This is a genomic window from Thiohalobacter thiocyanaticus (assembly GCF_002356355.1).
In the GTDB taxonomy this organism is placed as follows: domain Bacteria; phylum Pseudomonadota; class Gammaproteobacteria; order Thiohalobacterales; family Thiohalobacteraceae; genus Thiohalobacter; species Thiohalobacter thiocyanaticus_A.
The window spans coordinates 1,131,263-1,154,182 of the sequence record NZ_AP018052.1 but is presented as its reverse complement, the minus strand read 5'-3'; the positions used below and the strand labels follow the sequence as shown (position 1 = coordinate 1,154,182).

27 protein-coding genes and 1 tRNA gene are annotated in these 22,920 nt (G+C 65.9%); 3 read left to right on the top strand and 25 right to left on the bottom strand.

Features of this window, described 5'->3' with window-relative positions:
- Positions 1–24 precede the first annotated feature (24 nt).
- The 8 genes from CFK21_RS05450 to CFK21_RS15145 are packed head-to-tail and all read right to left on the bottom strand — an operon-like array spanning position 25 to position 5,020.
- Positions 25–318, bottom strand: coding sequence for a cyd operon YbgE family protein (locus tag CFK21_RS05450; protein WP_197703005.1), 294 nt, complete (start codon positions 316–318; stop codon positions 25–27).
- 16 nt (positions 319–334) lie between these two features.
- Complete coding sequence (cydX, locus tag CFK21_RS05445) at positions 335–451, bottom strand: cytochrome bd-I oxidase subunit CydX (protein ID WP_096365512.1); 117 nt, start codon at positions 449–451, stop codon at positions 335–337.
- A 16-nt stretch (positions 452–467) separates the two neighbouring features.
- Positions 468–1,610: a cytochrome d ubiquinol oxidase subunit II gene (cydB, locus tag CFK21_RS05440; protein WP_096365510.1), complete on the bottom strand. Its 1,143-nt coding sequence runs from the start codon at positions 1,608–1,610 to the stop codon at positions 468–470.
- 12 nt (positions 1,611–1,622) lie between these two features.
- Positions 1,623–3,227: a cytochrome ubiquinol oxidase subunit I gene (locus CFK21_RS05435; protein WP_096365507.1), complete on the bottom strand. Its 1,605-nt coding sequence runs from the start codon at positions 3,225–3,227 to the stop codon at positions 1,623–1,625.
- A 10-nt stretch (positions 3,228–3,237) separates the two neighbouring features.
- Positions 3,238–3,441 (bottom strand): cytochrome oxidase putative small subunit CydP, encoded by a 204-nt coding sequence (gene cydP / locus CFK21_RS05430; protein ID WP_096365505.1) that lies wholly within the window; start codon positions 3,439–3,441, stop codon positions 3,238–3,240.
- Positions 3,442–3,459: 18 nt separating this feature from the next.
- A complete protein-coding gene (locus tag CFK21_RS05425) occupies positions 3,460–3,666 on the bottom strand; it encodes a hypothetical protein (RefSeq protein WP_096365503.1) in 207 nt (68 codons plus the stop codon).
- 30 nt (positions 3,667–3,696) lie between these two features.
- A complete protein-coding gene (locus CFK21_RS05420; protein WP_157745381.1) occupies positions 3,697–4,290 on the bottom strand; it encodes a Tll0287-like domain-containing protein in 594 nt (197 codons plus the stop codon).
- Positions 4,277–5,020: an MBL fold metallo-hydrolase gene (locus tag CFK21_RS15145; protein WP_157745380.1), complete on the bottom strand. Its 744-nt coding sequence runs from the start codon at positions 5,018–5,020 to the stop codon at positions 4,277–4,279. Before CFK21_RS15145 ends, CFK21_RS05420 begins: the two co-directional genes overlap by 14 nt.
- 200 nt (positions 5,021–5,220) lie before the next feature.
- On the opposite strand from CFK21_RS15145, the gene CFK21_RS05415 reads away from it, so the two are divergent.
- The gene (locus CFK21_RS05415) at positions 5,221–6,558 is read left to right on the top strand and encodes a sigma-54 interaction domain-containing protein (RefSeq protein ID WP_096365499.1); all 1,338 of its coding nucleotides are present in this window, start codon (positions 5,221–5,223) and stop codon (positions 6,556–6,558) included.
- Positions 6,559–6,641: 83 nt separating this feature from the next.
- Here CFK21_RS05415 and CFK21_RS05410 read toward each other — a convergent pair.
- The 17 genes from CFK21_RS05410 to nudB form a co-directional block, all read right to left on the bottom strand.
- A tRNA-Lys gene (locus CFK21_RS05410) sits at positions 6,642–6,717 on the bottom strand.
- A 56-nt stretch (positions 6,718–6,773) separates the two neighbouring features.
- On the bottom strand, positions 6,774–8,000 hold the full coding sequence (locus CFK21_RS05405; RefSeq protein ID WP_096365496.1) for a YeeE/YedE family protein: 1,227 nt from the start codon (positions 7,998–8,000) through the stop codon (positions 6,774–6,776).
- A gap of 70 nt (positions 8,001–8,070) precedes the next feature.
- Positions 8,071–8,760 (bottom strand): 7-cyano-7-deazaguanine synthase QueC, encoded by a 690-nt coding sequence (gene queC / locus CFK21_RS05400; protein ID WP_096365494.1) that lies wholly within the window; start codon positions 8,758–8,760, stop codon positions 8,071–8,073.
- Positions 8,761–8,765: 5 nt separating this feature from the next.
- Positions 8,766–9,446: a 7-carboxy-7-deazaguanine synthase QueE gene (gene queE, locus CFK21_RS05395; RefSeq protein ID WP_096365492.1), complete on the bottom strand. Its 681-nt coding sequence runs from the start codon at positions 9,444–9,446 to the stop codon at positions 8,766–8,768.
- 60 nt (positions 9,447–9,506) lie between these two features.
- Complete coding sequence (ybgF, locus tag CFK21_RS05390) at positions 9,507–10,298, bottom strand: tol-pal system protein YbgF (RefSeq protein WP_231971568.1); 792 nt, start codon at positions 10,296–10,298, stop codon at positions 9,507–9,509.
- A complete protein-coding gene (gene pal, locus CFK21_RS05385) occupies positions 10,298–10,840 on the bottom strand; it encodes a peptidoglycan-associated lipoprotein Pal (protein WP_096365490.1) in 543 nt (180 codons plus the stop codon). The genes ybgF and pal overlap by 1 nt, the downstream gene beginning before the upstream one ends.
- Positions 10,841–10,885: 45 nt before the next feature.
- The gene (tolB, locus tag CFK21_RS05380) at positions 10,886–12,184 is read right to left on the bottom strand and encodes a Tol-Pal system beta propeller repeat protein TolB (RefSeq protein WP_096367506.1); all 1,299 of its coding nucleotides are present in this window, start codon (positions 12,182–12,184) and stop codon (positions 10,886–10,888) included.
- Positions 12,185–12,199: 15 nt separating this feature from the next.
- Positions 12,200–13,213 carry a cell envelope integrity protein TolA gene (tolA, locus tag CFK21_RS05375; RefSeq protein WP_231971567.1) on the bottom strand — a complete coding sequence of 338 codons (1,014 nt, stop codon included), beginning with the start codon at positions 13,211–13,213 and terminating at the stop codon, positions 12,200–12,202.
- Positions 13,210–13,644 (bottom strand): protein TolR, encoded by a 435-nt coding sequence (tolR, locus tag CFK21_RS05370; protein ID WP_096365488.1) that lies wholly within the window; start codon positions 13,642–13,644, stop codon positions 13,210–13,212. Before tolR ends, tolA begins: the two co-directional genes overlap by 4 nt.
- A 1-nt stretch (position 13,645) precedes the next feature.
- Positions 13,646–14,332: a protein TolQ gene (tolQ, locus tag CFK21_RS05365; protein WP_096365486.1), complete on the bottom strand. Its 687-nt coding sequence runs from the start codon at positions 14,330–14,332 to the stop codon at positions 13,646–13,648.
- A complete protein-coding gene (ybgC, locus tag CFK21_RS05360; protein WP_096365484.1) occupies positions 14,333–14,752 on the bottom strand; it encodes a tol-pal system-associated acyl-CoA thioesterase in 420 nt (139 codons plus the stop codon).
- A 122-nt stretch (positions 14,753–14,874) separates the two neighbouring features.
- Entirely contained in the window at positions 14,875–15,933 is a 1,059-nt protein-coding gene (gene ruvB, locus CFK21_RS05355; RefSeq protein WP_096365482.1) for a Holliday junction branch migration DNA helicase RuvB, read from the bottom strand.
- A 207-nt stretch (positions 15,934–16,140) separates the two neighbouring features.
- Complete coding sequence (gene ruvA, locus CFK21_RS05350) at positions 16,141–16,752, bottom strand: Holliday junction branch migration protein RuvA (RefSeq protein WP_096365480.1); 612 nt, start codon at positions 16,750–16,752, stop codon at positions 16,141–16,143.
- Positions 16,749–17,264: a crossover junction endodeoxyribonuclease RuvC gene (ruvC, locus tag CFK21_RS05345; protein ID WP_096365478.1), complete on the bottom strand. Its 516-nt coding sequence runs from the start codon at positions 17,262–17,264 to the stop codon at positions 16,749–16,751. The genes ruvA and ruvC overlap by 4 nt, the downstream gene beginning before the upstream one ends.
- Positions 17,265–17,281: 17 nt before the next feature.
- On the bottom strand, positions 17,282–18,037 hold the full coding sequence (locus tag CFK21_RS05340; protein WP_096365476.1) for a YebC/PmpR family DNA-binding transcriptional regulator: 756 nt from the start codon (positions 18,035–18,037) through the stop codon (positions 17,282–17,284).
- Positions 18,038–18,144: 107 nt separating this feature from the next.
- A complete protein-coding gene (locus tag CFK21_RS05335) occupies positions 18,145–19,569 on the bottom strand; it encodes an OmpP1/FadL family transporter (RefSeq protein ID WP_096365474.1) in 1,425 nt (474 codons plus the stop codon).
- Positions 19,570–19,686: 117 nt separating this feature from the next.
- Positions 19,687–20,133 (bottom strand): dihydroneopterin triphosphate diphosphatase, encoded by a 447-nt coding sequence (nudB, locus tag CFK21_RS05330; protein WP_096365472.1) that lies wholly within the window; start codon positions 20,131–20,133, stop codon positions 19,687–19,689.
- Between the two features lie 197 nt (positions 20,134–20,330).
- Between nudB and CFK21_RS05325 the strand changes: the two genes are divergently transcribed.
- Both CFK21_RS05325 and CFK21_RS05320 read left to right on the top strand, forming a co-directional pair.
- A complete protein-coding gene (locus tag CFK21_RS05325; RefSeq protein WP_096365470.1) occupies positions 20,331–20,918 on the top strand; it encodes a lytic transglycosylase domain-containing protein in 588 nt (195 codons plus the stop codon).
- 319 nt (positions 20,919–21,237) lie between these two features.
- Positions 21,238–22,920: an NADH-quinone oxidoreductase subunit 5 family protein gene (locus CFK21_RS05320; RefSeq protein ID WP_096365468.1), complete on the top strand. Its 1,683-nt coding sequence runs from the start codon at positions 21,238–21,240 to the stop codon at positions 22,918–22,920.

Here is a 22,920-nt window from a genome sequence, read left to right as displayed (position 1 = left end):
TGTTCTCCGGCTGCGCTCATGTCGTCACCCCAGCCACAGCCACAGGCAACCGCCTGCCATCAGAAGCCAGGCCGCGTAGGGGCCCAGGACAAGGCGCCATAACGGCATCCGCGGCACGAATCCGACGCCATGGACGAAACCGGCCGCCACTCCCCACATGATGAGCAGGAGCAGGGTGTGATTCAACTCCCCCTGCGCGCCGAACACCACGGTGGGCAGGAACAGGATCAGGCCGCTCAGGCCGCAGGCCAGCGCCAGGGACAGTCCCCGCGCTGCGCCGCCGTAGATCCAGGATGCTCTACTGTCACCATTCATCATCCGATTCCCGGACTGCTCAGCTGTCGTTACCATTGTCTTCATCCAGGCACTGCTCGGCCTCCAGCCACATCACATTGATCACACCGAAGGCGCAGGCCAGCAGCACGCCCAGGATCCAGGTGAAATACCACATCGTTGTATCCTCTCTCTCAATAGGCCGAGTGGGTGTTGTCCTGAATGTGTCTGATCGTGACCCGCCCCCACATGGCGCGGTAGGTCCAGGCGGTGTAGGCCAGGATGAGGGGCACGAAGATGGCCGCGGCCCAGAACATCACCGTCAGGGTCAGATGACTGGAGGGCGCATCCCACACTGTCAGGCTGCTGTTCATGGCGGTGCTGGACGGCATGATGAAGGGAAACATCGAGAACCCGGCAGTCAATATGACTCCCGTCATGCTCATCGCACTGGTCACGAAGCCCCAGCCTGGCCGGTTCCTGGCGGCGAGCAGAATGGTCAGCGCCGCCCCGGCAAAGCCGGCGACGGGGGCGAGCAGCATCCAGGGATACTGGCGGTAGTTGGTCAGCCAGCTGCCCACACCGACGGCGACCTCCTTGGCCAGCGGGTTGGGCAGCGCATCGCGGGCCGGCATGGAGACGATCTGATAGCCGTCCAGACCGATGGCGACCCACAGGCCGGCCAGGGCAAAGCCGGCGATCAGCACAGTCCCGGCCAGACGCGTGGCGCGCGCCGCGCGTGCGGCGACGATGTCATCGGCCCGCAGGTGCAGCCAGACCGCGCCATGCATCATCAGCATGGACAGACTGACCACGCCGGACAGCAGCGCGAAGGGATGCAGCAGTCCGAAGAAGGAGCCGGTATAACGCGGCTGCAGGAACTCGTTGTGCTCGAAGGGCACCCCCAGCAGCAGATTGCCGAAGGCCACACCGAACAGCAGGGCCGGCACCGCACCGCCCACGAACAGGCCCCAGTCCCAGGTCCGGCGCCAGCGCGGATCCTCGATCTTACTGCGGTAGTCAAACCCGACCGGGCGGAAGAACAGCGCGAACAGCACCAGCAGCATGGCGATGTAGAAGCCGGAGAAGGCGGCCGCGTACACCGCCGGCCAGGCGGCGAAGATGGCGCCGCCCGCGGTGATGAACCAGACCTGGTTGCCGTCCCAGTGCGGCCCCACCGTGTTGATGATGACGCGACGCTCGTCGTCGCTCCGGCCGAGGAAGGGCAGCAACGCACCCGCGCCCATGTCGAAGCCGTCGGTGATGACAAAGCCGATGAGCAGCACCCCGACCAGCACCCACCAGATGAGCTTGAGCGTTTCGTAATCGATGATCATATCCTGTTCTCCTCAGTCCGAATCCCGGGCCGCCATCGGCTGGGTAACCAACGCCGGCGCACTGCCTCCGGAGTGCTCGAAATGGTAGCGTCCGGTATGCAGCGAGCTCGGCCCCAGCCGGGCAAAGCGGAACATCAGGTAGAGCTCCACCACCAGCAACAGGGTGTAGAAGCCGATGAAGCCGGCCAGTGAGAACCACAGGTCGCCCTCCTGCAACACCGAGGTGCTCAGATAGGTGGGCAGCACCTCGCCGATCGACCAGGGCTGACGGCCGTATTCGGCCACAATCCAGCCGGTCTCGGCCGCGATCCAGGGCAAGGGTATCGACCACAGCGCCAGGCGCAGCAGCCAGCGCTTCTGGCCGGCGGTGCGCCGGGCGCAGTAGTAGAAACTGGCCGCGAAGATGAACAGCATGAGAAAGCCGGAGGCCACCATGACGCGGAAACTCCAGAACAGGGGCGCGACCCTGGGGATGGTGTCTTTGACCGCCTGCTGGATCTGTGCCTCGGTGGCATCCACCACCTCCGGGGTGTAGCGCTTGAGCAGCAGGCCGTAGCCGAGATCGTCCTTGACCGCCTCGAAGGCGGCCTTGTCCGCCTCGGTATAGTCACCCGAGCGCAGCTTCTGCAGCAGGGCATAGGCCTGCATGCCGGTGCGGATGCGCTGCTCGTGCTGCACCATCAGATCCTTGATGCCGGTGACCTCTTCATTGACCGAACGGGTGGCGATCAGGCCCATCACCCAGGGGATCTTGATGGCGCCATGGGTAACCATCTCCTCCTGATCCGGGAAGCCGATCAGGGTGAAGGAGGCCGGCGGTTCATGCGTCTCCCACTCCGCCTCGATGGCGGCCAGCTTGACCTTCTGCACGTCGCCGAGCTCGTAACCGCTCTCGTCGCCCAGGACGATGACCGACAGGATGGAGGCCAGGCCGAAGCCGGAAGCCACGGCGAAGGAGCGCCGGGCGAAGGCCAGGTCCCGGCCCTTGAGCATGTAGTAGGCCGAGATGCCCAGCACGAACATGGACCCGGTGACATAACCGGCCGCCACGGTGTGGACGAATTTGACCTGCGCCACCGGATTGAACAGCAACTCGGCGAAGTTGGTCATTTCCATGCGCATGGTCTCGAAGCTGAACTCGGCACCGACCGGATTCTGCATCCAGCCGTTGGCCACCAGGATCCACAGGGCCGACAGGTTGGAGCCCAGCGCGGTCAGGAACGTGACCAGCAGATGCTGGCGTTTGGTCAGGCGGTCCCAACCGAAGAAGAACAGGCCAATGAAGGTGGATTCGAGGAAGAAGGCCATCAGGCCCTCGATCGCCAGCGGCGCGCCGAAGACATCCCCGACATAATGCGAGTAATAGGCCCAGTTGGTGCCGAACTGGAATTCCAGGGTGATGCCGGTGGTCACCCCCAGGGCGAAGTTGATCCCGAACAGCTTGCCCCAGAAACGGGTCATGTCCTTGTAGATCTCCTTGCCGGTCATGACATAGACCGACTCCATGATCACCAGGATGAAGGACAGCCCCAGGGTCAGCGGCACGAACAGGAAGTGATACATCGCGGTCAGGGCGAATTGCAGCCGCGACAGTTCGACGACGGATTCAGCAACCATCAGCAGTTCCTCAGTCGGACAGCGTCGGCCCGGCCTGTGCGGCCGGACCGGCGATGTGTGCAGCGATATCCGATTGTTGCGGCAGGGCGTGCTCAGGCACGCGGAAAAAGGCCCACCAGAGCGCGGTGAGCAGTACCAGCTTGACCGCCAGGACCACCGCCAGGTGTCGCACCAGGGGGTTGGACCAGATCGGGCTGTCAGCCTGTGCCTGCATCACGCGCGCCTGTGAGTATCAACCGTCCAGCGTGTCGCGGTCAGCGGCGCCGCTGTTATTGGTCTCATTGTCGTCGGTGGTTGCCTGACTCACCGGGCCGGCGACCACTTCGCAGTTGCTGTCGAAGTCATCGAAGGTCCAGGGAATATAGTCAACGGAATTGCCTTCCGCCAGCGCAACAGACGAACCGCTCAGTGCCAATAACAGTGCCAGTGTCTTCTTCATGCTGTCTCTCCTGATTAATGAAGTATTGAATCAATCCAGCGGCTGCTTGATGCTCACCGCACCGCGCAGTTCGCCGACTTCGTAGCCCACGGCCTTGTCGTGGGGATAGGCCGCCGTGATCCGCTCCATGACCGGAGCCGGGATCTGCGACTTCTCGCCATGGCAGACCAGGCACTGCGGAGCGGTGCCTATGGCCTTGGCAAAGCGCAGGTAGCGTCCGCTGGGCTCCTCGACGACCTCGAAGTGCGCCATGGTGTCGTACTTCTCGCCGGCGGCCGCGCGCTCGGCGAAGTCCTCCAGCACCTGCGCCTCCCACACATCGGGCGTACCCAGCATGGGATTGCGCACCCGGGTGCCGACACGGGTGATCTTCCAGCCCTTCTCCAGCGAGTGGCGATTGGCAATGGCCGGCGCCAGGTCGCGGCACACGGCGATGGCGGCGGTCGGACCGCCGGCCTTCATCTCCTTCATCATGGCACCGCCGAGTTCCTTGACGAACGCCGCAGTGGTCGCCTTCGCATCGGCAACGCGGGCCTCGATGCCGGCCTCATCGGCGGCCTGCACGCCAAGAGGCAACAGGGCAGCCAGTGCCAGTGGCAGGATGAGTCGTTCAGATATCTGCATGGTGGTTTCCTTGTTCAGTGGGTTTGTGGGTTGAGAATTCAGGTGTTGCGTCATACCGGCATTCGCGGTTGATCCGCAGCCGCTGCGCGGCAGTGGCGGCGAGGCTCCGTCGATCGGCGCGCCTGGCGGCAATGAAGTCAGCGCGCTGGCTGCGACGGTTGAGTCCGGCATTGATCTGGCGTTCCTGGGCGATGCTGCTCACGCGCCTGCCCTCGACCACCCTGCCGGGGTAGACCAGCAGATCACCGGGCAGGCGGTAGAGTTGGTCCATGACGCTGCTGTAGAGGCGCTCCGGGTCGGCATCACTGCGACAGGTGTCGCCGGCCGCGCCGACCAGGAGTGTGTGTCCCGTGAACAGACGGTCGCGCCAGCGATAGACCATGCTGCAGGCGCTGTGGCCGGGCGTGGCGATGGCGATGAGGGTCTCCTCGCCCAGATACAACTCGTCGCCATCCTGCAGGCGCTGGTCGATGCAGCCGGCATCGGCGCAGTCGCTCATGGCCACGCGGGCGGCCGCGCTGTCCCGCAGCCAGGGCGCGGCACTGACGTGCGACTCGTGCAGATGGGTCTCCAGCACATAGCGCAGCGTCAGCCCGGACTCGTCGAGCGCGGTCCGATAGCGTTCCAGCGCCGCCAGGTCAGGGTCGATCAGCGCGGCCGCGCCGGTCACCGGATCCGCCAGCAGATAACTGAGTTCGCCCTCAGTGGCTTCGAATTGCCGGAAAATCATGAGAAAGCACTCATCGCCTGCCTGTGTGTCACTCTGACCAGACATTTGCAAGCGATGTGCCACTACACAGTTATCAATCTATCTTTATGATTATTAAACATTATAATTTATGACCCTCAGACAGAGGACATACCAGAATGCCATTTATGGCAGTTGTGTTATATAATGACTGCCGTTATTGTCATTATCGCCCTGTTCCCATGAGCTCCAGGAAAACACGCGCGCTCAGCGATCGCCTGGCCCCCGAGATCACCGGTGTTTTGAACTGCATCGAGGAACCGGCCATCGCTTTGGATACGGACTACCGCATCCTCGCCGCCAATGAGGCCTATCGGCGGACCTACGGCGACGGCAGGCCCCTGCACGGGCGCTTCTGTTACGAGGTATCGCATCATTACAACGTCCCCTGCGACCAGGCCGGCGAGAGCTGCCCCATGGCCAACTGTCTCGGAAATGGTCAGGCCCAGCGGGTACTGCACCTGCATCACACGCCCCGGGGCGAGGAACACGTCGACGTCATGACCCGGCCGGTGCGCGATGAGCAGGGCCGGATCAGCTATGTCATCGAGGTCATACGGGAGATCAGGGCGGCGAGCAGTCATGCCCGCCCGGAAGGGATGGTCGGCCGCACGCCGGCCTTCAATCGCATGCTCGAACTGGTGCAGCGCGTCGCGCCCGCCGACACGGCAGTCCTGCTGCAGGGCGAATCCGGTACCGGCAAGGAACTGGTGGCCAAGGCAATACATGAGGCCAGCCCGCGCGCGGACCAACCCTTCGTGGTAGTGGAGTGCTCGGGGCTGACCGAGTCGCTGTTCGAGAGCGAGCTGTTCGGTCATGAGCGCGGCGCCTTCACCGGCGCCCATGCCCGCCGGATCGGCCTGGTCGAGTCGGCTGCGGGCGGGACCCTGTTTCTGGACGAGGTGGGCGACATCCCGCTCAGCCTGCAGGTCAAGCTGCTGCGGCTGCTGGAAACGGGCACCTATCGCCGCGTGGGCAGCACCGAACCGAAGCAGGCCGACTTCCGCCTGATCACTGCCACTCACCGCGATCTCGAGGCAATGATCGAGACCGGCGACTTCCGCCGCGACCTGTATTACCGCATCGGCGTATTCCCCATTCCCCTGCCCGCGCTGCGCGACCGGCGTGATGACCTGCCTCTGTTGATCGAATCGCTGCTCACCCGCATCGCCCCGGACCGACAGCTGCAGTTATCGGACGCCGCGATGGAATGCCTGGCGGCCTATCCCTTTCCTGGCAATATCCGGGAACTGCGCAATCTCCTGGAGCGGGCCACACTGCTGACGGATGACAGTCTGATCACGCCCGAGCACCTGCCGGAGTATTGCTGCGAAGGCTCCCCAACCGGGACGCCGGCCACACCCGATGATGAGACCATCCTGCCGCTGGAGCTCGTCGAGCAACGCTACCTGGCGCAGGTCGCCGCACGCTTCCAGGGGGATCGGGATACACTGGCGCGGAAACTCGGCATCAGCAAGCGCACCCTGTTCCGCAAGCTGCAGCAGTTGCAGGCTTCATGAGCGCAGGGGTTTCTTTCATGCAGAAAGGGAGAAGTGTTGAGACAAAAAAATACGGCGTCCACGTGGATCGTGGACGCCGGAGATGGTGGGCCGTGAAGGACTCGAACCTTCGACCAGCCGGTTAAAAGCCGGATGCTCTACCAACTGAGCTAACGGCCCCGTGGGGCGAGCGCCGAATCATACAGCAGCCCGCCACCGCAGGCAAAGACGGCGTGCTACATCGCCTCCAGCCGCCGCATGCCCTTGGGCAGCAGATGAAAGTCCACCAGCGAGGTGATCAGCGCCTTGCCGAAGCTGGCCTCGGCTTCGTAGAGCATCTTGTAGTACTGGATCTTCATGGTCAGGGCGCTGCCCAGCACGATGGCGCCGAAGGCCAGGAAGGAGCCCAGCGCCAGGGTCGAGGCCCCGGTCACGCCCTGACCGATGGTGCAGCCCATGGCCAGCACGCCGCCCACACCCATCAGCAGACCGCCGAGGATGTGGCGCACGGCATCGCCGATGCCGTTGAACCATTCGAAACGGAAGCCGCGGCTGAGGATGGCCCACAGGAAGGAGCCGACCACCACGCCGGCCGCGCCGACCAGGGCGAAAGTCACCAGCCGCTGGGCGAAGCCGCCGTCGATGTAGTGCAACAGCTGGCCGCTGGGGGCGACGAAGGTGTAGGACTGCACCCCGGTGGCATGCGGCTTGACGTCCAGCCATTCGATCTCGGACAGCCACTCCTGCCCCATCGGACCGGCGGTCACGGCCCAGGCCCCGACCACGGCCAGGCCGACCACGGCGCCGCCCAGAAGATTGTCGAAGCTGCCGCGGAACTCGGCGGCGCGGAAGCACCAGGCTGCGAACAGCAGACCGAGCACAGCCGCCAGGGTGATATATGCCGCGCGGGTGTCCTCCATACCGGCCAAGCCGCCGACGATGCTGCCCAGGTCCTGGCTGTTCATGCCATGCTCGGCCAGGTTGACGGACAGCGGGTTCATCCACTGCAGGAAGACATAGTGATCGAAGCTGGTGTAGATCATGATGTAGGCGGCAATGCCCATCATCAGCAGCACCACGATGGACTTGATGTTGCCGCCGCCGATGCGGATGAAGGTCTTGTTGCCGCAGCCGCTGCCGAGCGTCATGCCGATGCCGAACAACAGGCCACCCAGGATATAACGCGGCCAGGCAAACATCGGGGTGCGGTAGGGGGGCTGCGCCGTGTCGTTGCTGGCCGTCATGCTGATGTCGGTGTAGCCGAACAACTCCAGCGCCAGCACGCCCAGGATGGCCACCGCGATGGCGAACACCCAGGCCCGCAGCCGGCCGGTGTCGTTCATGTTGACCCAGTCGGAGACCGCACCCATGGTGCAGAAATTGGTCTTGTTGACAACGGCGCCCATCAACACGGCGATGCCGAAGCCCCACAGCAGGATTTGATTACCCAGAGTCAGTTCCATCTCTTGCTTGCCTCTCGATCTTGAAGGGTTTTCCACCGCCGGCCGCAGCCGCCGGTACAGTCATGGAGAATCAGGTCCGGTATCGGGTCGGGTCCGGCACGCCGGCAGCGGCGAACCCCGCGGCCCGCAGGCGGCAGGAGTCGCAGCGACCGCAGGCCCGTCCCTGCGCGTCGGCGGCGTAGCAGGATACGGTCAGGCTGTAGTCCACGCCCAGGTGCAGGCCTTCCTGAATGATGCGCGCCTTGCTCCATTCCAGCAACGGGGCCCGGACATGGAAGCGATCGCCTTCCACCCCGGCCCGGGTGGCTAGATTAGCTAGACGCTCGAAGGCCGCGATATATTCCGGCCGACAGTCAGGATAACCAGAATAATCAACGGCATTGACGCCGATAAACAGGTCCCGCGCCCCCAGCACCTCGGCCCAGCCCAGCGCCAGCGACAGGAATACCGTATTCCGGGCCGGGACGTAGGTCGACGGGATCCCCGCCGCGGCCGTCTCCGGCACCGGGATGTCAGGGTCCGTCAGGGCCGAGCCGCCGAACTGGGACAGGTCGAGCCTGACCACCCGATGCTCGGCCACGCCCTGCGCTTGCACAATTCGTACCGCCGCTGCCAGTTCGGCGGCATGGCGCTGGCCGTAATCCAGGCTCAGGGCGTGACATGCATAGCCCTGCGCCCGCGCAATGGCCAGCACGGTGGCCGAATCCAGCCCCCCCGAGAGCAGTACCACGGCCTTGCTGTCTGTTCCGGATTGCACCATCTGTTTCAGCGCCCCGGCACATCGCCCCAGAGCAGCTTGTGCAGCTGCACCTGAAAACGCACCGGCAGTCGGTCGGCCAGGATCCAGTCCGCCAGTTCACGCGGCTCCAGCTGCCCCCAGGCCGGCGAGAACAGCACCTGGCAGATGGCCGGAATGTCATACTCGGTGAGCTTGTCCCGGGCCCATTCATAATCGGCGCGGTCACACAGCACGAACTTGAGTTGATCGGCCGGGCTCATGTGTTCCAGTACGCAGTAGCGGTTGCGCCCGACCTCGCCCGAGCCCGGGGTCTTGAGATCCACCACCTTGACCACGCGCGGATCGATGCGGTCGATGTCCAGCGCGCCGCTGGTCTCGAGCGAGACCCGGTAGCCGGCATCGCACAGTTGCGTGAGCAGCGGTCGGCAGGCCTTCTGCGCCAGCGGCTCCCCGCCGGTGACGGTCACGTACTGCGCACCGTACTGTTCGACCCCGGCCAGGATGGCGTCCAGGTCCATCCATTCACCGCCGTGGAAGGCATATTCGGTATCACAATAATGGCAGCGCAGCGGACAGCCGGTCAGGCGCACGAATACGGTGGGCCAGCCCACCGTATCCGCCTCGCCCTGCAGGGAATGGAAGATCTCGGTGATACGCAGACGCGACGCGGCGGCCTGAGCGAGCGTGGGGGTGGAAGGTTCGGGCATGCGGCCATTTTACCGCATCCGGCCGGGCGGCGGCAGATCCAACCGGCCGGACGGCCCGGCCTAACGGCCTTCCCGGTTCAGCCGGGCCAGCCGCTCCTCGGCCAGGCGCGCCGCGGTGGTGCCGGGATAGTCCGCTATCACGGCATCCAGCGCCTGGCGCGCGGCCTGCCAGTCCTCCATCTCGTAATGGATGAAGGCAACCTTCAAGCGGGCATCGGCCACCTTGTTGCTGTCGGAGTAGGTCTCGACCACCTGCCGGAACTCCTCCAGCGCCCGGGGGAACTGCCGGGTCACGTAATAGGACTCCGCCAGCCAGTACTGGGCATTGGCGGCATAGGCACTGTCGGGATGGGCCTGGAGGAACCCGCTGAAGGCCTCGGCGGCCTGCATGTAGCGGCCCTCGCGCAGTATATCCAGCGCCTGCTGGTACTGCTGGCGCTGGTCGACGCCGGCAGCGGCATCCATGACCGCATCCGCATCGCCGGCTTCACCGGCGTCAGGGGCAGCAGACGGCGGCGAAGGCTGGTCCGGCGCACCAATACCGCCTGCACCGGCTGCCGGCGCGCCGCTCTCCAGTTGCTGCAGTCGCCGGTCCACATCCATGTACAGATCGCGCTGACGCTTCTTGAGCTGCTCCAGGGTATGCCCCTGGACCTCCACCTGCCCGCGCAGTTCCTGCACCTCGCGCTGCAGCTGTTCCAGCCGGGTCAGCATCTCCATCAGACCGCGGCTCTGCATCAGCTGCTCCAGCCGCTGCACCCGCTGGTCCAGATCGCCGTCGCGGGCCTGGACCGCGGGTGCGGTGGCCAGTACGGCCGTCAGTATCAGGGTGATCGGCGCACGTCGCATCATCACTGATCCATGTAGACGATTTCGACCCGGCGGTTACGACTCCAGGCCTGTTCGTCATGCCCTTCCACGGCCGGCTTCTCCTCGCCGTAGCTCACGGTCCTGATCTGGTCCGGCGTCACCCCCTGGAACTCGAGCATGCGGCGCACCGACTGGGCTCTGCGATCACCCAGACCGATGTTGTACTCGCGCGAGCCGCGTTCGTCGGCGTGGCCTTCCAGCACCACCTGCTGCTGCGGATTGGCGGCCAGGTAACGGGCATGGGCGGAGACGAGCTCGCGATCCGCGGCAGCCACCTCGCTGGAGTCGAACTCGAAGTAGATGGTGCGGGTGGCCAGGGGGCTGCTGGGGTCATCCAGCGCCAGGCCGCGCAGGTCCCCGTCGGCACCCAGGCCCCTGGCCTGTGCCCCCTCCATGCCTTCGGCACCCGCCGCGGCACTGCGATCCTCCACGGCCACATCGCCGTCGGCACGCTTGTCCATGGTCCCGCAGCCGCCCAGCAGCGCCAGGGCCAGAATCCCGATCAGTCCATTCCTGATGTGCATTGCATCGACTCCTCTTATTCAATCACGTTGATGTTGTTTGTCAGATCATTCGAGAAAGGGCGACCAGGCCGGTTCGCGCACCTCGCCCTCCTGCAGCCGCAGCCGCTGGCCCACCCGGCCGTCGACCGAGGCCGCCGCCAGCACCCCGCGTCCGCCTGCCTCGGTGGCATACAGAATCATGCGGCCATTGGGCGCGAACGAGGGGGACTCGTCCAGCCGGCCCTCGCTGACCAGGGTCAGCATGCCCCGCTCCAGGTCCTGCACCGCCACCCGGTAATTACCGCGGCCGTCGCGGTGCAGCAGCGCCAGGCGCTTGCCGTCAGGGGCGAAATCCGCACTGGCATTATAGCCGCCCTCGAAGGTCAGGCGTTCGGGCCGGCCGCCGTCGACCGCCAGCCGGTAGAGCTGCGGACTGCCCCCGCGGTCCGAGGTGAAGACCAGACTGCGGCCGTCGGGGGCCCAGGCCGGCTCGGTATCGATGGCCGGATGCCGGGTCAGGCGCCGCAGACGGTCGGAGTCCAGCGACAGGATATAGATTTCGGCGTTGCCGTCCTGTGACAGGGTTAACGCCAGCTGCCTGCCGTCCGGCGACCAGGCCGGGGCACCGTTGATGCCCTGATAGGAGGCGACCTTGCGCCGCTGCCCGGTGGCCAGTTCCTGGACATACACCTCGGCGGTTTCCTGCTCGAAGGTGACATAGGCCAGGCGGCGGGCGTCCGGCGACCAGGACGGCGACATCAGCGGCTGACGCGAGCGCAGCACGGTGCGCGGGTTATAGCCGTCGGAGTCAGCCACCTGCAGGCTGTAGCGGCGTTCATCGCCGCTGCCGGTCACGGTGACGTAGGCGATCCAGGTGCGGAAGGCACCGCGCTCGCCGGTCAGGGTCTCGTAGACGATGTCGGCCACCCGGTGCGCGGTCTCGCGCAGGCGCTCGCCGCTGGTGGGAAAGCTGTAGCCGGTCAGCTGGCGACCGCGGAAGACATCGAACAGACGGAATTCGACGGTGTAGCCACCGCCCTCACGCGGCACGATACGTCCGATGACCAGGTTGTCCACGCCCACGGCGCGCCAGTCGCGGTAGCGGATATCCTCGGGACGGGCCGGCCGGGACAGCATATCGGCCCGGGGCAGCGGCGCGAACTGACCGCTGCGGGCCAGATCCGCGGCGACGATCTCCGCCACGTCCTCGGGCGGCGCCCCCGGGCCGTTCCAGGCGAAGGGCACCACTGCGATCGGCAGCGCGCCTTCGATGCCGGAGGTGATCTCGATGGTCAACTCGGCCCGGGCCGGCTGCAGCCCCGACCAGAACAGCAGCAACAGGAAGACAGCGATAATCCTCTTCATCATGACCTCAGTGCATCATCCGGGTGAAAAGCGGAATTTCAGATTACGGAAACGATCGAAATACTGGTTGTCGGGCGGCAGCGGCAGCGGGCTGGAGCGCCACACGGCAGCCTCCACCGAGCGGTCGAAGGCCGCGTCGCCGCTGCCGGTGACGATACTCACGCGGGTAACCTCACCGCCCGGGATCAGACCGACCTGAACGACACAGGTCAGGCCCTGGCGGCTGCCCGGCGGCTGGATCCAGTTGCGCTCCACCTTCTGCTGGATGGCCGCCACATAGCGGCTGACCACGCGCTCGGCCTCGGCCGCGGCCAGCGCCTGGCGCTCCGCCTCCAGCTGCTGCTGCAGGGCCTGTTCGGCCTGGCGCCGGGCCTCTTCCTCGGCCTTGCGCCGGGCTTCCTCCTCGGCCTTGCGGCGGGCTTCCTCCTCGGCCTTGCGCCGGGCCTCCTCTTCAGCCTTGCGCCGGGCCTCCTCTTCGGCCTTGCGTCGGGCCTCGGCTTCCGCCTTGCGCCGGGCCTCCTCTTCGGCCTTGCGTCTGGCCTCGGCTTCCGCCTTGCGCCGGGCCTCCAGTTCTGCCAGACGCTTGCGCTCCTGTTCCTGCTTGCGGACCAGCGCCTGCTGCTGCTGTCGGAGTTCCTCCAACCGCCTGGCCTCGGCCTCCTGCTGGCGCTTGAGTTCGGCCTGACGCGCGGCCTCGGCGGCCTGCTCCTGTTTGAGCTTCTCCAGCCGCTGTTGTTCCGCCTGGCGGGCGGCTTCGGCCTGACGCCGCTTCTCCTCGGCCTCGCGCAGCCGGGCCTCGGCCTCGGCCTGTTCGCGTTCCTCGGCCGCCTTGAGCTTGTCCAGTTCGGCCTGGACCTGCGCCTCGTCCATCGCCACGGCTTCGATCACCGGTTCACTGGAGGCCTGCAGCTGCGGTTTGGGGGTCCAGTCCAGGCTGACAGCCAGGAAGGCGACCAGCACCAAGTGCACCAGCAGGGCATAGATGAAGGCCTGCGGCGTCTCCCGGAACAGTTTCCACAGGGCTCTCAAGGCGAGGCCGCCTCCGGCGGTTCCGTAACCAGCCCGACATTGGGGGCGCCGGCCTGCTGCAGCAGCACCATGGCACGGACCACCGTGCCATAGGCCACGCCGGAATCCCCCCGCACCAGCACCGGGGTATTCGGCTTGTTGCGCAGCACCGCCGCGCTGCGCTGGACCAGGGTCCCGGCATCGATCGGCTGATCGGGATCATCGCCCACGTTCAGATAGAAGTTGCCGCCGGCATCGACCGTCACCTGCAGCGGCTCCTCGCTGTCCTGCGACAGCGGCTGGGCATCGGCGCTGGGCAGCGAGACATGCACACCCTGGGTGAGCAGCGGCGCGGTGATCATGAAGATCACCAGCATGACCAGCATAACATCAATGTAGGGCACCACATTGATTTCGGCCATCGGCCGCTTCTTGTGCCGCTGACGCGCCATGTCAGTCCTTCCTTGCCGTCAACGACTGGCGGTGCAGCAGGGCGACGAATTCCTCCAGGAAATTGTCGTAGCGATTGGCCAGCCGCTCGACATCGTTGGAGAAGCGGTTGTAGGCAATGACCGCGGGGATGGCAGCGAACAGGCCCATGGCGGTGGCGATGAGGGCCTCGGCAATACCGGGGGCGACCATGGCCAGGGTGGCCTGATGCACATTACCGAGCGAGCGGAAGGCATTCATGATGCCCCACACGGTGCCGAACAGGCCGATGTAGGGGCTGGTGGAACCGACCGTAGCCAGGAAGGACAGCCCGGCCTCCAGCCGGTCCTCCTCCCGTGAGAGCGCCACGCGCATGGCCCGCTGGGCCCCCTCGACCATGGCACCGCCCTCGACCTGAGGCTGCTTGCGCAGGCGGCTGTATTCCTTGAAACCGGCCTCGAAGATGTCGGCCATGCCCTCGTTGTCCTGCTCACGGGCCGCGACCTGCTGGTACAGGGCGGCCAGCTCACCTCCGGACCAGAACTGCTGCTCGAAGTCCTTCGCATCGCGCTGCGCCGCGCCGAGCTTCTTCCATTTATGGAAGATCAGGGTCCAGGACAACAGCGACAGGGCAACCAGCAGCAGCATCACCAGCTGCACCACCGGGCTGGCGCCGAGTATCAGATGCAGCATCGACAAGTCCGTCGACATTCAGATCTCCTTCGCAATGTAATCAGGTATGGCGCGGGGCCGGAAACTCCCGGCATCCAGGCAGGCAATGCGGACCTGTCCCGTGCACAGGGGCGTTTCACGCCTGCCCGCCTCCAGCACCAGCTGCTCGAATTCCAGGCTGGCCCGGCCTGCGGCCACGACCCGCGCACTGACCTCGAGTTCCATGTTGAAACGCGCCGGGCGCAGATACTCGATGTTCACAGAACGTACTGCAAAGATGATGCCTGCCTCGCGCTGGAGCCGGTCCTGCTCGAAGCCCAGACTGCGCAGGTATTCGGTGCGCGCGCGTTCCATGAACCGGAGGTAGTTGGCGTAGTAGACGACGCCGCCGCTGTCGGTGTCCTCGTAGTAGACGCGCACCGGCCAGTAGAACACGGCTTGTGTTGTTCGCTGCTCCATCAGACAGGCGTTATCAGAATAGATTCCTTATCACACTTTCCGTCATTTCCGCGCATGGGGAATCCAGATATCGCTCAGACATGGATACCCGCCTTCGCAGGCAACCGGCGCCTGCCCGCTGTTCACGCCGGATCGTCGAACAGCGACAGCGAGGCCTCGGCCCGGGCGGTCAGGGATTCCGGCGGGGTGATGCCGAAATGCAGATAGGCATGGCGCGTGGCGATCCGGCCCCGCGCGGTGCGCATCATGAAGCCCTGCTGGATCAGGTAGGGCTCGATCACATCCTCCAGCGTGCCGCGTTCCTCGCCGATGGCCGCCGCCAGGCTGTCGATGCCGACGGGGCCGCCGTCGAACTTCTCGATCAACGCGCCGAGCAGCTTGCGGTCCATGATATCGAAACCATGGCTGTCGACGTTGAGCAGTTCCATCGCCTGCTGCGCCACCGCGGCATCGACCCGTCCCTGCGCCTTGACCTGGGCGTAATCGCGTACCCGCCGCAGCAGCCGGTTGGCAATGCGCGGGGTGCCGCGCGAGCGCCGGGCCACCTCCTCGGCCCCGGCCGGGTCCATGTCCACGCCCAGGATGCCGGCCGAACGCTGCACGATGCGGGTCAGGTCCGCAATGCTATAGAACTCAAGCCGCTGCACAATGCCGAACCGGTCACGCAATGGCGAAGTCAAAAGCCCGGCGCGGGTGGTCGCACCGACCAGGGTAAAGGGCGGCAGATCCAGCTTGATGGAACGCGCCGCCGGCCCCTCGCCGATCATGATGTCGAGCTGGTAGTCCTCCATGGCCGGGTACAGCACCTCCTCGACCACGGGGCTGAGGCGGTGGATCTCGTCCACGAACAGGACGTCATGCGGCTCCAGGTTGGTCAGCAGCGCGGCCAGATCGCCGGGCTTCTCCAGCACCGGGCCGGAGGTGTGGCGCAGGTTCACATCCAGTTCGGCAGCGATGATGTGGGCCAGGGTAGTCTTGCCCAGGCCGGGCGGGCCGAAGATCAGCACATGGTCCAGCGCCTCGCCCCGGCCCCGCGCCGCGCCGATGAAGATCTCCATCTGCTCGCGCACCTGCGGCTGGCCGACATAGTCGGCCAGGCGGTGGGGTCGGATGGCGCGGTCGATACGCGCCTCCTCGGGCGAATCCACGGCGGGCGAGATGATGCGGTCAGTATCTGTCATGATGGCGGGATTCAGGTTTCCGGCACGATAGCGCGCAGGGATACCGCTGACAAGCGGTAGCAACAAAGACTCAAAATATCGTCATTCCGGCGCAGAATACGTAGGTCGGGTTAGCGCAGCGTAACCCGACATGGTCCGCGAAACCTGTCGGGTTACGCCCTCAGGGCTGACCCGACCTACGGTTATGCCCCGTCGATTCCTGTGCATTCACCCCTTCTGCGTCGTCGCCCGCAGGGCCTGACGGATGATCTCCTCGGCCGGCAGATCGCCGGCCTCGATGGCGCGCACCATGCGGCTGGCCTCGGGCGGCTTGTAGCCCAGGGCGATCAGGGCGCTCACGGCCTCCTCCACCGGCCCGGCCGGGGCCGGGGCCAGCCCCGCCTCGCCACCAGCGGCCGCCTCCGGCGCAGCGCCGAAATCCTTCAGCCGGTCGCCCAGATCGACCAGCAGCCGCTCGGCGGTCTTCCTGCCGATACCGGGCACCCGGGTCAGGGCGGCGGCATCCCGGTCATTGATGCAGCTGATCAACTCGCTGAGCGTCATGCCGGACATGATCGCCAGCGCCAGGCGCGGGCCGACGCCGTTGATACGGATCAGATGGCGGAACAGATCACGCTCGGCCTGGCGGCCGAAGCCGAACAGGATCTGGGCGTCCTCGCGCACCAGCAGGTGGGTGTGCAGGGTGACCTCGCTGCCGGTCTCGGGCAGGGCGTAGAAGGTGGTCATGGGCGCTTCGACCTCGTAGCCCACGCCCTGGACATCGACCAGCAGCCGGGGCGGCTGCTTGGCCAGCAGCTGACCGCGCAGACGGCCGATCATCTGAACCTGCCTCCACGCGCGCCCGCGGCACCCGGGATCCGCCCCAGGGTGGCGCTGACATGGTGATGGCAGATGGCAATGGCGAGCGCATCGGCCTGATCGGCCTGCAGCGGCGCGCTCAGGCCGAGCAGCAGTCCGACCATGTGCTGGACCTGCTCCTTGGCCGCGCCGCCGCGCCCGACCAGGGCCTGCTTGACTTCGCGCGGGCTGTACTCGGCCACCGGCACCTCGGCCTGGAGGGCGCCGCAGATGGCCGCACCGCGGGCCTGGCCCAGCTTCAGCGCCGAGTCGGCATTGCGGGAGACGAACACCTGCTCGATCGCCACGGCCTCGGGGGCATAGTCCTGCATCAACTCACCGATGCCGAGAAAGATCGCGCGCAGCCGGGCGGGAAAGTCCTCCCCCTGGATGCGCAGGAAGCCGCTGTGCACATGGCGCATGCGGTTGCCCTCGGCGTCGATGAGGCCGAAGCCGGTCTGGCGGGAGCCGGGGTCGATGCCGAGGATGCGCATGGCGGCGGGGCCGGCGTTCAGGAGGCCAGCCGGTCCAGCACCTCGTCCGGGAAATCGGCGTTGGTGTAGACCTCCTGCACGTCGTCCAGATCATCCAGCATGTCGATCATGCGCAGCACCGTTTCGGCGGTGTCGGCATCCACGGCGCTGAGGGTCTCGGGCCGCATGGTGACCTCGGCGTTGTCGGGCGCGAGCCCGGCAGCCTCGATGGCATCCTTGACCCGCTGATACTCCTCCGGCGAGGTGAGCACCTCGATGGAACCGTCCTCGTTGGTCACCACGTCGTCGGCCTCGGCCTCCAGGGCGGCTTCCATCACCGCGTCCTCGTCGACGTTCTCGTAGAAGCTGATCACACCGGTCTTGTTGAACAGGTAGGCCACCGAGCCATCGGTGCCGAGGTTGCCGCCGAGCTTGGTGAAGGCATGGCGCACCTCGGAGACGGTGCGGTTGCGGTTGTCGGTCAGGCAGTCGACCATGATGGCCACGCCGCCGGGGCCGTAGCCCTCGTAGCGCACCTCCTCGTAGCTGGCGCCGTCGTCCAGTTCGCCGGCGCCGCGCTTGCAGGCCTTTTCGATGGTGTCCTTGGGGATATTGGCGCCGAGCGCCTTGTCCACGGCCAGCCGCAGCCGCGGGTGGGTGCCGGGGTCGGAGGTCCTGCCCTCACGCGCCGCGACCGTGATCTCGCGGATGAGCTTGGTCCAGACCTTGCCGCGCTTCTTGTCGTTCGCGGCCTTCTTGTGCTTGATGTTGGCCCACTTGCTGTGCCCTGCCATGACTGCCTCGTGCTGATTTCCCGGACATTTCAGATGCCGGGCATTCTAGCACGGACCGGGACGGCAGCGGGACCGGGCCGGTGGCGCTCGCCGCCGGCCGGAAGGGCTCAGAAACGGTGGCTGTAGAGGAACTGAAAGCTGGTCTGGCTGTGGCGCGAAATCACCCCGCCGCCGCTGGTCTCCTCCACCTCGGGGGCGTACTGCAGCGAGAAATCGATGCTCTGGACCCGATTGAAGGCATAGCCGAAACCGGCGGTGTAGTGCTCCTCCACGATCGCCGGGAACAGGGCATTGAGGTAGGTGTTCGGCACCGGGTTGTCGGACAGGTTGGCCCCCGCGCGCAGGGTCAGCTTCGGGCTCCAGCGCCAGGCGCCGCCGAACTGGTAGACCACCTGGTCGTCCCAGCGCTGGAACAGGGACACGTCCATGCCCCGGCCGGCGAAGGCGGCGGCGCGCGGATCGCCCTGAACAGCGTCGGCGGTGAAGCTCATGTCGAAGCTGTCCATGGTGCCGGCCCACTCGATGCGCTTGATGTCGCCGGTGAAGAACCAGTCGTCGCTGGCCTGCCAGGCCACGCCGATGCCATAGATCTCCGGCCATTGGAAGTCGCGCACCTTGACCTCGCCGCTGACCGGGATGGACTGGGCGGCACCCATCATCTCCACGCCGAAGCTCACGTCGGCGCCGGAGGTCTTCATGTCGCTGAGTCGGGTCTCGCTGTGGTAGGTCGCGCCCAGGCTCAGCCGGTCGCTGACCCGGAACACCGCACCGAGCTTGCCGGCGTAGCCGTAGCCGCGGGCCTGACCGGTGAAATCACTGCCATTGCTGAAATCGAAGTAGGCATAATCGACCCGGGTGATCGCCCCGCTGCCGACGAAGCCATTGAAGGTGGAGACCAGGCCGCTGCCGTCATCGCCGGCGGTGCCGAAGTTCCGGGTGGTCACCAGGTCGGTGAACTGGGCGCCGCTCATGGCCATTCTCAGGTCCAGCCCGGCCCAGACGAAATCCAGGCTGCCGCCGATGACCAGGCGTTCATTGACATCGAAAGCCAGCGGCAGGATGACCCGGCCCACGCTCAACTCGGTGCGGTTCTCCAGGTCGGACTGGATGCCGACACCGGCCGCCGGGTTGCCCAGGAAGGAACCGGCGTCGTACTCGGTGCCCATGCCGCCCTGGCCATAGACGCCGATACCGTAGGTGAGCCCATTGTGCTTGCGCACCCAGCCGGCGGCGGGCATGGCATAGGCAGTGCCGTCGGATTCGGCCACCCGGCCGCCGGCCTCGGCCTCGACGTCGGGGCCGAGAAAGCCGAAGAACAGATCCAGGCGGTCGCCGGAGCGCATCAGCCCGAGGGTGGCCGGGTTGTTCATCATGGCGGCGGTGCCGTTGTCATAGGCAAAGGCCGCCCCGCCCATGCCCGTGGCGATGGGGCCGTAACCTTCCATGTTCATGCCGTTGGTGGACCAGGCCGCAGGGGAGAAGACGGCCGCCAGCGCGGTCAGCAGCAGGGCGCGCGCGAATCGCTTACTCATTGTTTACTCCAACTATTATTTCGCTTCGAGGGGGGAGAACAGGCTCCATAAAGGACCCGGCCGCGGGACCGGGTCAGCCCTTCATCGGCGCCGGCCGGGCAAGCTTGAGGGGGATTTTCAGGCCGGTGCGGCCGGACGAAGCAGCCGCCGGATGGCTTCACGATTGGTCACGGAACCCGCCCGCAGGGCGGCCTCCGCTGCCGGCAGCCAGCACCAGGCACGGTGCTCGGCGGGATTGAGCCGGATCGGCGGCGGCGCCGCATAGCACACAGCGAAGACGTACTCGCGGTTCTCGCTCACGTCCGGGGCATAGCGTTCGCGCCAGGGCGGCAGAATGGGGAACCGGCTCTGCAGGCGGCAGTCGTGCAGGGCCGCCCCCGGCACCAGGCCGGTCTCCTCGTGCAGTTCGCGCAGGGCCGCGGCGGCGGCCGACTCCCCCCATTCCAGGCTGCCGGTAACCGACTGCCAGAAGCCGGGCGGCTCCAGACGTTCCAGCAACAGCACCTCGCCGGCGGCGGTATGCACCAGCACCAGGACGGATTCGGGGCGTTTCCAGTCGGACATCAATAACGCCTGCTCAAACCGGTTGACGTATCAATGGCAGCGCGAACCATTCCCGTCATTCCGGCCTGCGCCGGGATGACGGGAGTTGCAGATTTCTGCTGAAGCCGATCCAGTCGGATATATCAAAACCCGGGGATCGCTGCCGATACTGAGAATAGCTTGCCAAATGTGCGCCTTTGCAAACAGAATTTCCCGATATGAAACTGCGGCTGCAAATCCCGAGGCTCGTCCTCCTCCTGATACTGGCATTCAGCCAGACGGCCCAGGCGGCGACCCAGGCCCGGCCCGATGCCGAGATGCGCAGCCACCTGGCCCGGGCCATCGCCAGTGCCGAGAGCTTCGAGGACCGGTTCGAGGCCGAGGTCTGGTTGTCGGACATGTCCGGCCGCCTGCAGCGACGCTGGCGAGACGTCCCGCCGGAGGAACGGCTGGACATCCTCAGGATCGCGCATCAGGAGGCCACCCGGGCCGAACTGCCGCCGGAGCTGGTGCTGGCCGTGATCCAGGTCGAGAGCAACTTCGACCGTTTCGCCATCTCCCACGCCGGCGCTCGCGGCCTGATGCAGGTCATGCCCTTCTGGCTGGAGGAACTCGGCCGCCCGGAAGACAATCTGTTCCAGATCCGCACCAACATCCGCTACGGCTGTGCCATCCTGAAACATTACCTGGAGCGCGAACGCGGCAACCTGCAGCGGGCGCTGGCCCGCTACAATGGCAGCCTGGGTCAGACCTGGTACCCCGACCGCGTGTTCCGGGCGCTGAACCGGCACTGGTTCCGCAACTGATCCCAGGCAGATCCAGCCGCTTCCCGCGCCGCCATCCGGCAGCGCCGGCTTCCGTCCAGGGGCCGCCGATCCATTTATCCTTCCGGCCGTTTCCGGCCAACTCATTGCCTTAAAGCAATCTGTTCTATTCGATTTATCGATTATTTGCCAACCCCGCCACCCCGTAGACTCCATGGGGAGCCTTGGTGTGGGTCACGGATATGAACCACCTTTCATAAATCGGAGGCAAGGCAGACCCAGCGTTTATAACGTATATAACAAGGGATGCCGCCGCCGGATGGCACCGCTTGCCGCCCCTGACGGAAGTTGACGCAGGCTTATGGAACGACTCATCGTGCTGGTCGCAGCCCTGCCGCTGTGTTCCGCCCTGTTGATTCAGCTGCTCCCCCACCGCCCCGGGTGGCGGGCCGCCCGGCTGAGCGTGACCTGCACCGCCCTGAGTTTCCTGGCCGCCGCCGCCACGCTGTGGCTGGCACTGGCCGGAGGGGACGCCGTCGCCCTCACCCTCCCGGGCGCCGCCTGGGGCAGCCTGCTGTTCGATCCACTCAGCACCCTGATGATGCTGGTCATCGCCGGCATCAGCCTGATCGTGCATGTCTATTCGGTCCGCTACATGGCCGAGGAACCGGGCTATGCCCGGTTCTTCCTGCTGCTCGACCTGATGACCGCCGCGCTGCTGGTCATGGTCGCCGCGGGTGATCTGATCACCCTGCTCATCGCCTGGCACCTGGTCGGGATACTGCTCTACTTCCTGCTCGGCCACGACACTCGCAGCCCTTCCGCCTGGCGCTACAGCTTCTGGACCCTGCTGACCTACCGCATCGGCGACCTGCCGCTGGTGCTGGCGGCCGGCCTGCTTCATCACGCCTACGGCACCTGGTCGCTGCCGGAGTTGTTCACGCGCATCACGGCCGATCCCGGCAGCCATTATTTTCTCGGCCTGGAACTGCTGGACGTGGTCGGGGCGCTGATCGCCCTGGCGGCCTTCGCGCGCTCGGCCCAGTTCCTGCTCCATACCTGGCTGCCCTATACCATGGACGGCCCGACGCCGGTGTCGGCCCTGATGCATGCGGGCATCGTCAATGCCGGCGGTTTTCTCATCAACCGCTTCGCCCCGGTGTTCATCCATACCGGCGGCGTGCTGCACTGGATCTTCCTGGTCGGGCTGGTGACCGCCGTGATCGGCTCGGTGCTGATGCTGACCCAGAACGACATCAAGAAGTCGCTGGGCTATTCGACCATGGGTCAGATGGGCTTCATGATCATGGAATGCGGTGTCGGCGCCTTCTCGCTGGCCATCTATCACCTGATCGCTCATGGCCTGTTCAAGGGCACCCTCTTTCTCGGCGCCGGCGGCGTGATCCACGCCGCCCGCCACGACGACGGCGTACCCAAGGACGACCTCTACACCTTCGTGGTGGAACGCCGCCCGGCGCGGCAGCGCAAGCCCTGGCTGCTGATGGCCGCCATCACTCTGGCTGTCCCGGTCAGCATCCTGGTGGTCGCTCACCTGCTGGTCGTGCAGGACTACTTTCAGAAACAGGGCGCGATCGTGCTGCTGTTCTTCGGCTGGATCACCGGCGCGCAGCTGATCTTCGCCACCTATCGCATGCGCAGCCAGAACCTGTGGCGGCTGGTGGGCCTGAGCGTGTTCTCCTTCACGGTGGTGGTCGTCGGCTACATCCTCATCAGCCACGCCTTCGACCTGTTCCTCTACCCCGATCCGGCCTTCCGCCAGCAGCTCTATGCCGCCGCCGATATCGACCTGCTGCGCTTCGACATCCTGGTGGGCATCGTCACCGCAGTGATCGTGCTCGGCTGGCTGCTCACCTACTATGCCGAACGCAACGGCGGCCGCCGGCAGCGCCGCAGCGGCCGCGGCTGGCTGGTCTTCTATGCCCTGGTCTCGCGCGAGTTCTACCTCAGCGACCTCTACGCCTCGCTGACCCGGGGCCTGTTGCAGGGCGCGGCACGGCTGAACGTCTGGCTGAGGTGGGCCTGA

What these genes read in the sequence shown, in the direction of transcription:
- tolQ (WP_096365486.1), bottom strand. Translation starts at nt 14,332, where the DNA reads ATGTCGACGGACTTGTCGATGCTGCATCTGATACTCGGCGCCAGCCCG.
- tolR (WP_096365488.1), bottom strand. Translation starts at nt 13,644, where the DNA reads ATGGCGCGTCAGCGGCACAAGAAGCGGCCGATGGCCGAAATCAATGTG.
- queE (WP_096365492.1), bottom strand. Translation starts at nt 9,446, where the DNA reads ATGCCCGAACCTTCCACCCCCACGCTCGCTCAGGCCGCCGCGTCGCGT.
- queC (WP_096365494.1), bottom strand. Translation starts at nt 8,760, where the DNA reads ATGGTGCAATCCGGAACAGACAGCAAGGCCGTGGTACTGCTCTCGGGG.
- ruvA (WP_096365480.1), bottom strand. Translation starts at nt 16,752, where the DNA reads ATGATCGGCCGTCTGCGCGGTCAGCTGCTGGCCAAGCAGCCGCCCCGG.
- CFK21_RS05415 (WP_096365499.1), top strand. Translation starts at nt 5,221, where the DNA reads ATGAGCTCCAGGAAAACACGCGCGCTCAGCGATCGCCTGGCCCCCGAG.
- CFK21_RS05335 (WP_096365474.1), bottom strand. Translation starts at nt 19,569, where the DNA reads ATGAGTAAGCGATTCGCGCGCGCCCTGCTGCTGACCGCGCTGGCGGCC.
- nudB (WP_096365472.1), bottom strand. Translation starts at nt 20,133, where the DNA reads ATGTCCGACTGGAAACGCCCCGAATCCGTCCTGGTGCTGGTGCATACC.
- cydX (WP_096365512.1), bottom strand. Translation starts at nt 451, where the DNA reads ATGTGGTATTTCACCTGGATCCTGGGCGTGCTGCTGGCCTGCGCCTTC.
- CFK21_RS15145 (WP_157745380.1), bottom strand. Translation starts at nt 5,020, where the DNA reads ATGATTTTCCGGCAATTCGAAGCCACTGAGGGCGAACTCAGTTATCTG.
- CFK21_RS05420 (WP_157745381.1), bottom strand. Translation starts at nt 4,290, where the DNA reads ATGCAGATATCTGAACGACTCATCCTGCCACTGGCACTGGCTGCCCTG.
- ybgF (WP_231971568.1), bottom strand. Translation starts at nt 10,298, where the DNA reads ATGATGCGACGTGCGCCGATCACCCTGATACTGACGGCCGTACTGGCC.
- cydB (WP_096365510.1), bottom strand. Translation starts at nt 1,610, where the DNA reads ATGATCATCGATTACGAAACGCTCAAGCTCATCTGGTGGGTGCTGGTC.
- CFK21_RS05325 (WP_096365470.1), top strand. Translation starts at nt 20,331, where the DNA reads ATGAAACTGCGGCTGCAAATCCCGAGGCTCGTCCTCCTCCTGATACTG.
- pal (WP_096365490.1), bottom strand. Translation starts at nt 10,840, where the DNA reads ATGCACATCAGGAATGGACTGATCGGGATTCTGGCCCTGGCGCTGCTG.
- ruvB (WP_096365482.1), bottom strand. Translation starts at nt 15,933, where the DNA reads ATGACAGATACTGACCGCATCATCTCGCCCGCCGTGGATTCGCCCGAG.
- CFK21_RS05425 (WP_096365503.1), bottom strand. Translation starts at nt 3,666, where the DNA reads ATGAAGAAGACACTGGCACTGTTATTGGCACTGAGCGGTTCGTCTGTT.
- cydP (WP_096365505.1), bottom strand. Translation starts at nt 3,441, where the DNA reads ATGCAGGCACAGGCTGACAGCCCGATCTGGTCCAACCCCCTGGTGCGA.
- CFK21_RS05435 (WP_096365507.1), bottom strand. Translation starts at nt 3,227, where the DNA reads ATGGTTGCTGAATCCGTCGTCGAACTGTCGCGGCTGCAATTCGCCCTG.
- ybgC (WP_096365484.1), bottom strand. Translation starts at nt 14,752, where the DNA reads ATGGAGCAGCGAACAACACAAGCCGTGTTCTACTGGCCGGTGCGCGTC.
- ruvC (WP_096365478.1), bottom strand. Translation starts at nt 17,264, where the DNA reads ATGCGCATCCTCGGCATCGACCCCGGCTCCCGCCAGACCGGCTTCGGC.
- CFK21_RS05320 (WP_096365468.1), top strand. Translation starts at nt 21,238, where the DNA reads ATGGAACGACTCATCGTGCTGGTCGCAGCCCTGCCGCTGTGTTCCGCC.
- CFK21_RS05450 (WP_197703005.1), bottom strand. Translation starts at nt 318, where the DNA reads ATGATGAATGGTGACAGTAGAGCATCCTGGATCTACGGCGGCGCAGCG.
- CFK21_RS05340 (WP_096365476.1), bottom strand. Translation starts at nt 18,037, where the DNA reads ATGGCAGGGCACAGCAAGTGGGCCAACATCAAGCACAAGAAGGCCGCG.
- CFK21_RS05405 (WP_096365496.1), bottom strand. Translation starts at nt 8,000, where the DNA reads ATGGAACTGACTCTGGGTAATCAAATCCTGCTGTGGGGCTTCGGCATC.
- tolB (WP_096367506.1), bottom strand. Translation starts at nt 12,184, where the DNA reads ATGAAGAGGATTATCGCTGTCTTCCTGTTGCTGCTGTTCTGGTCGGGG.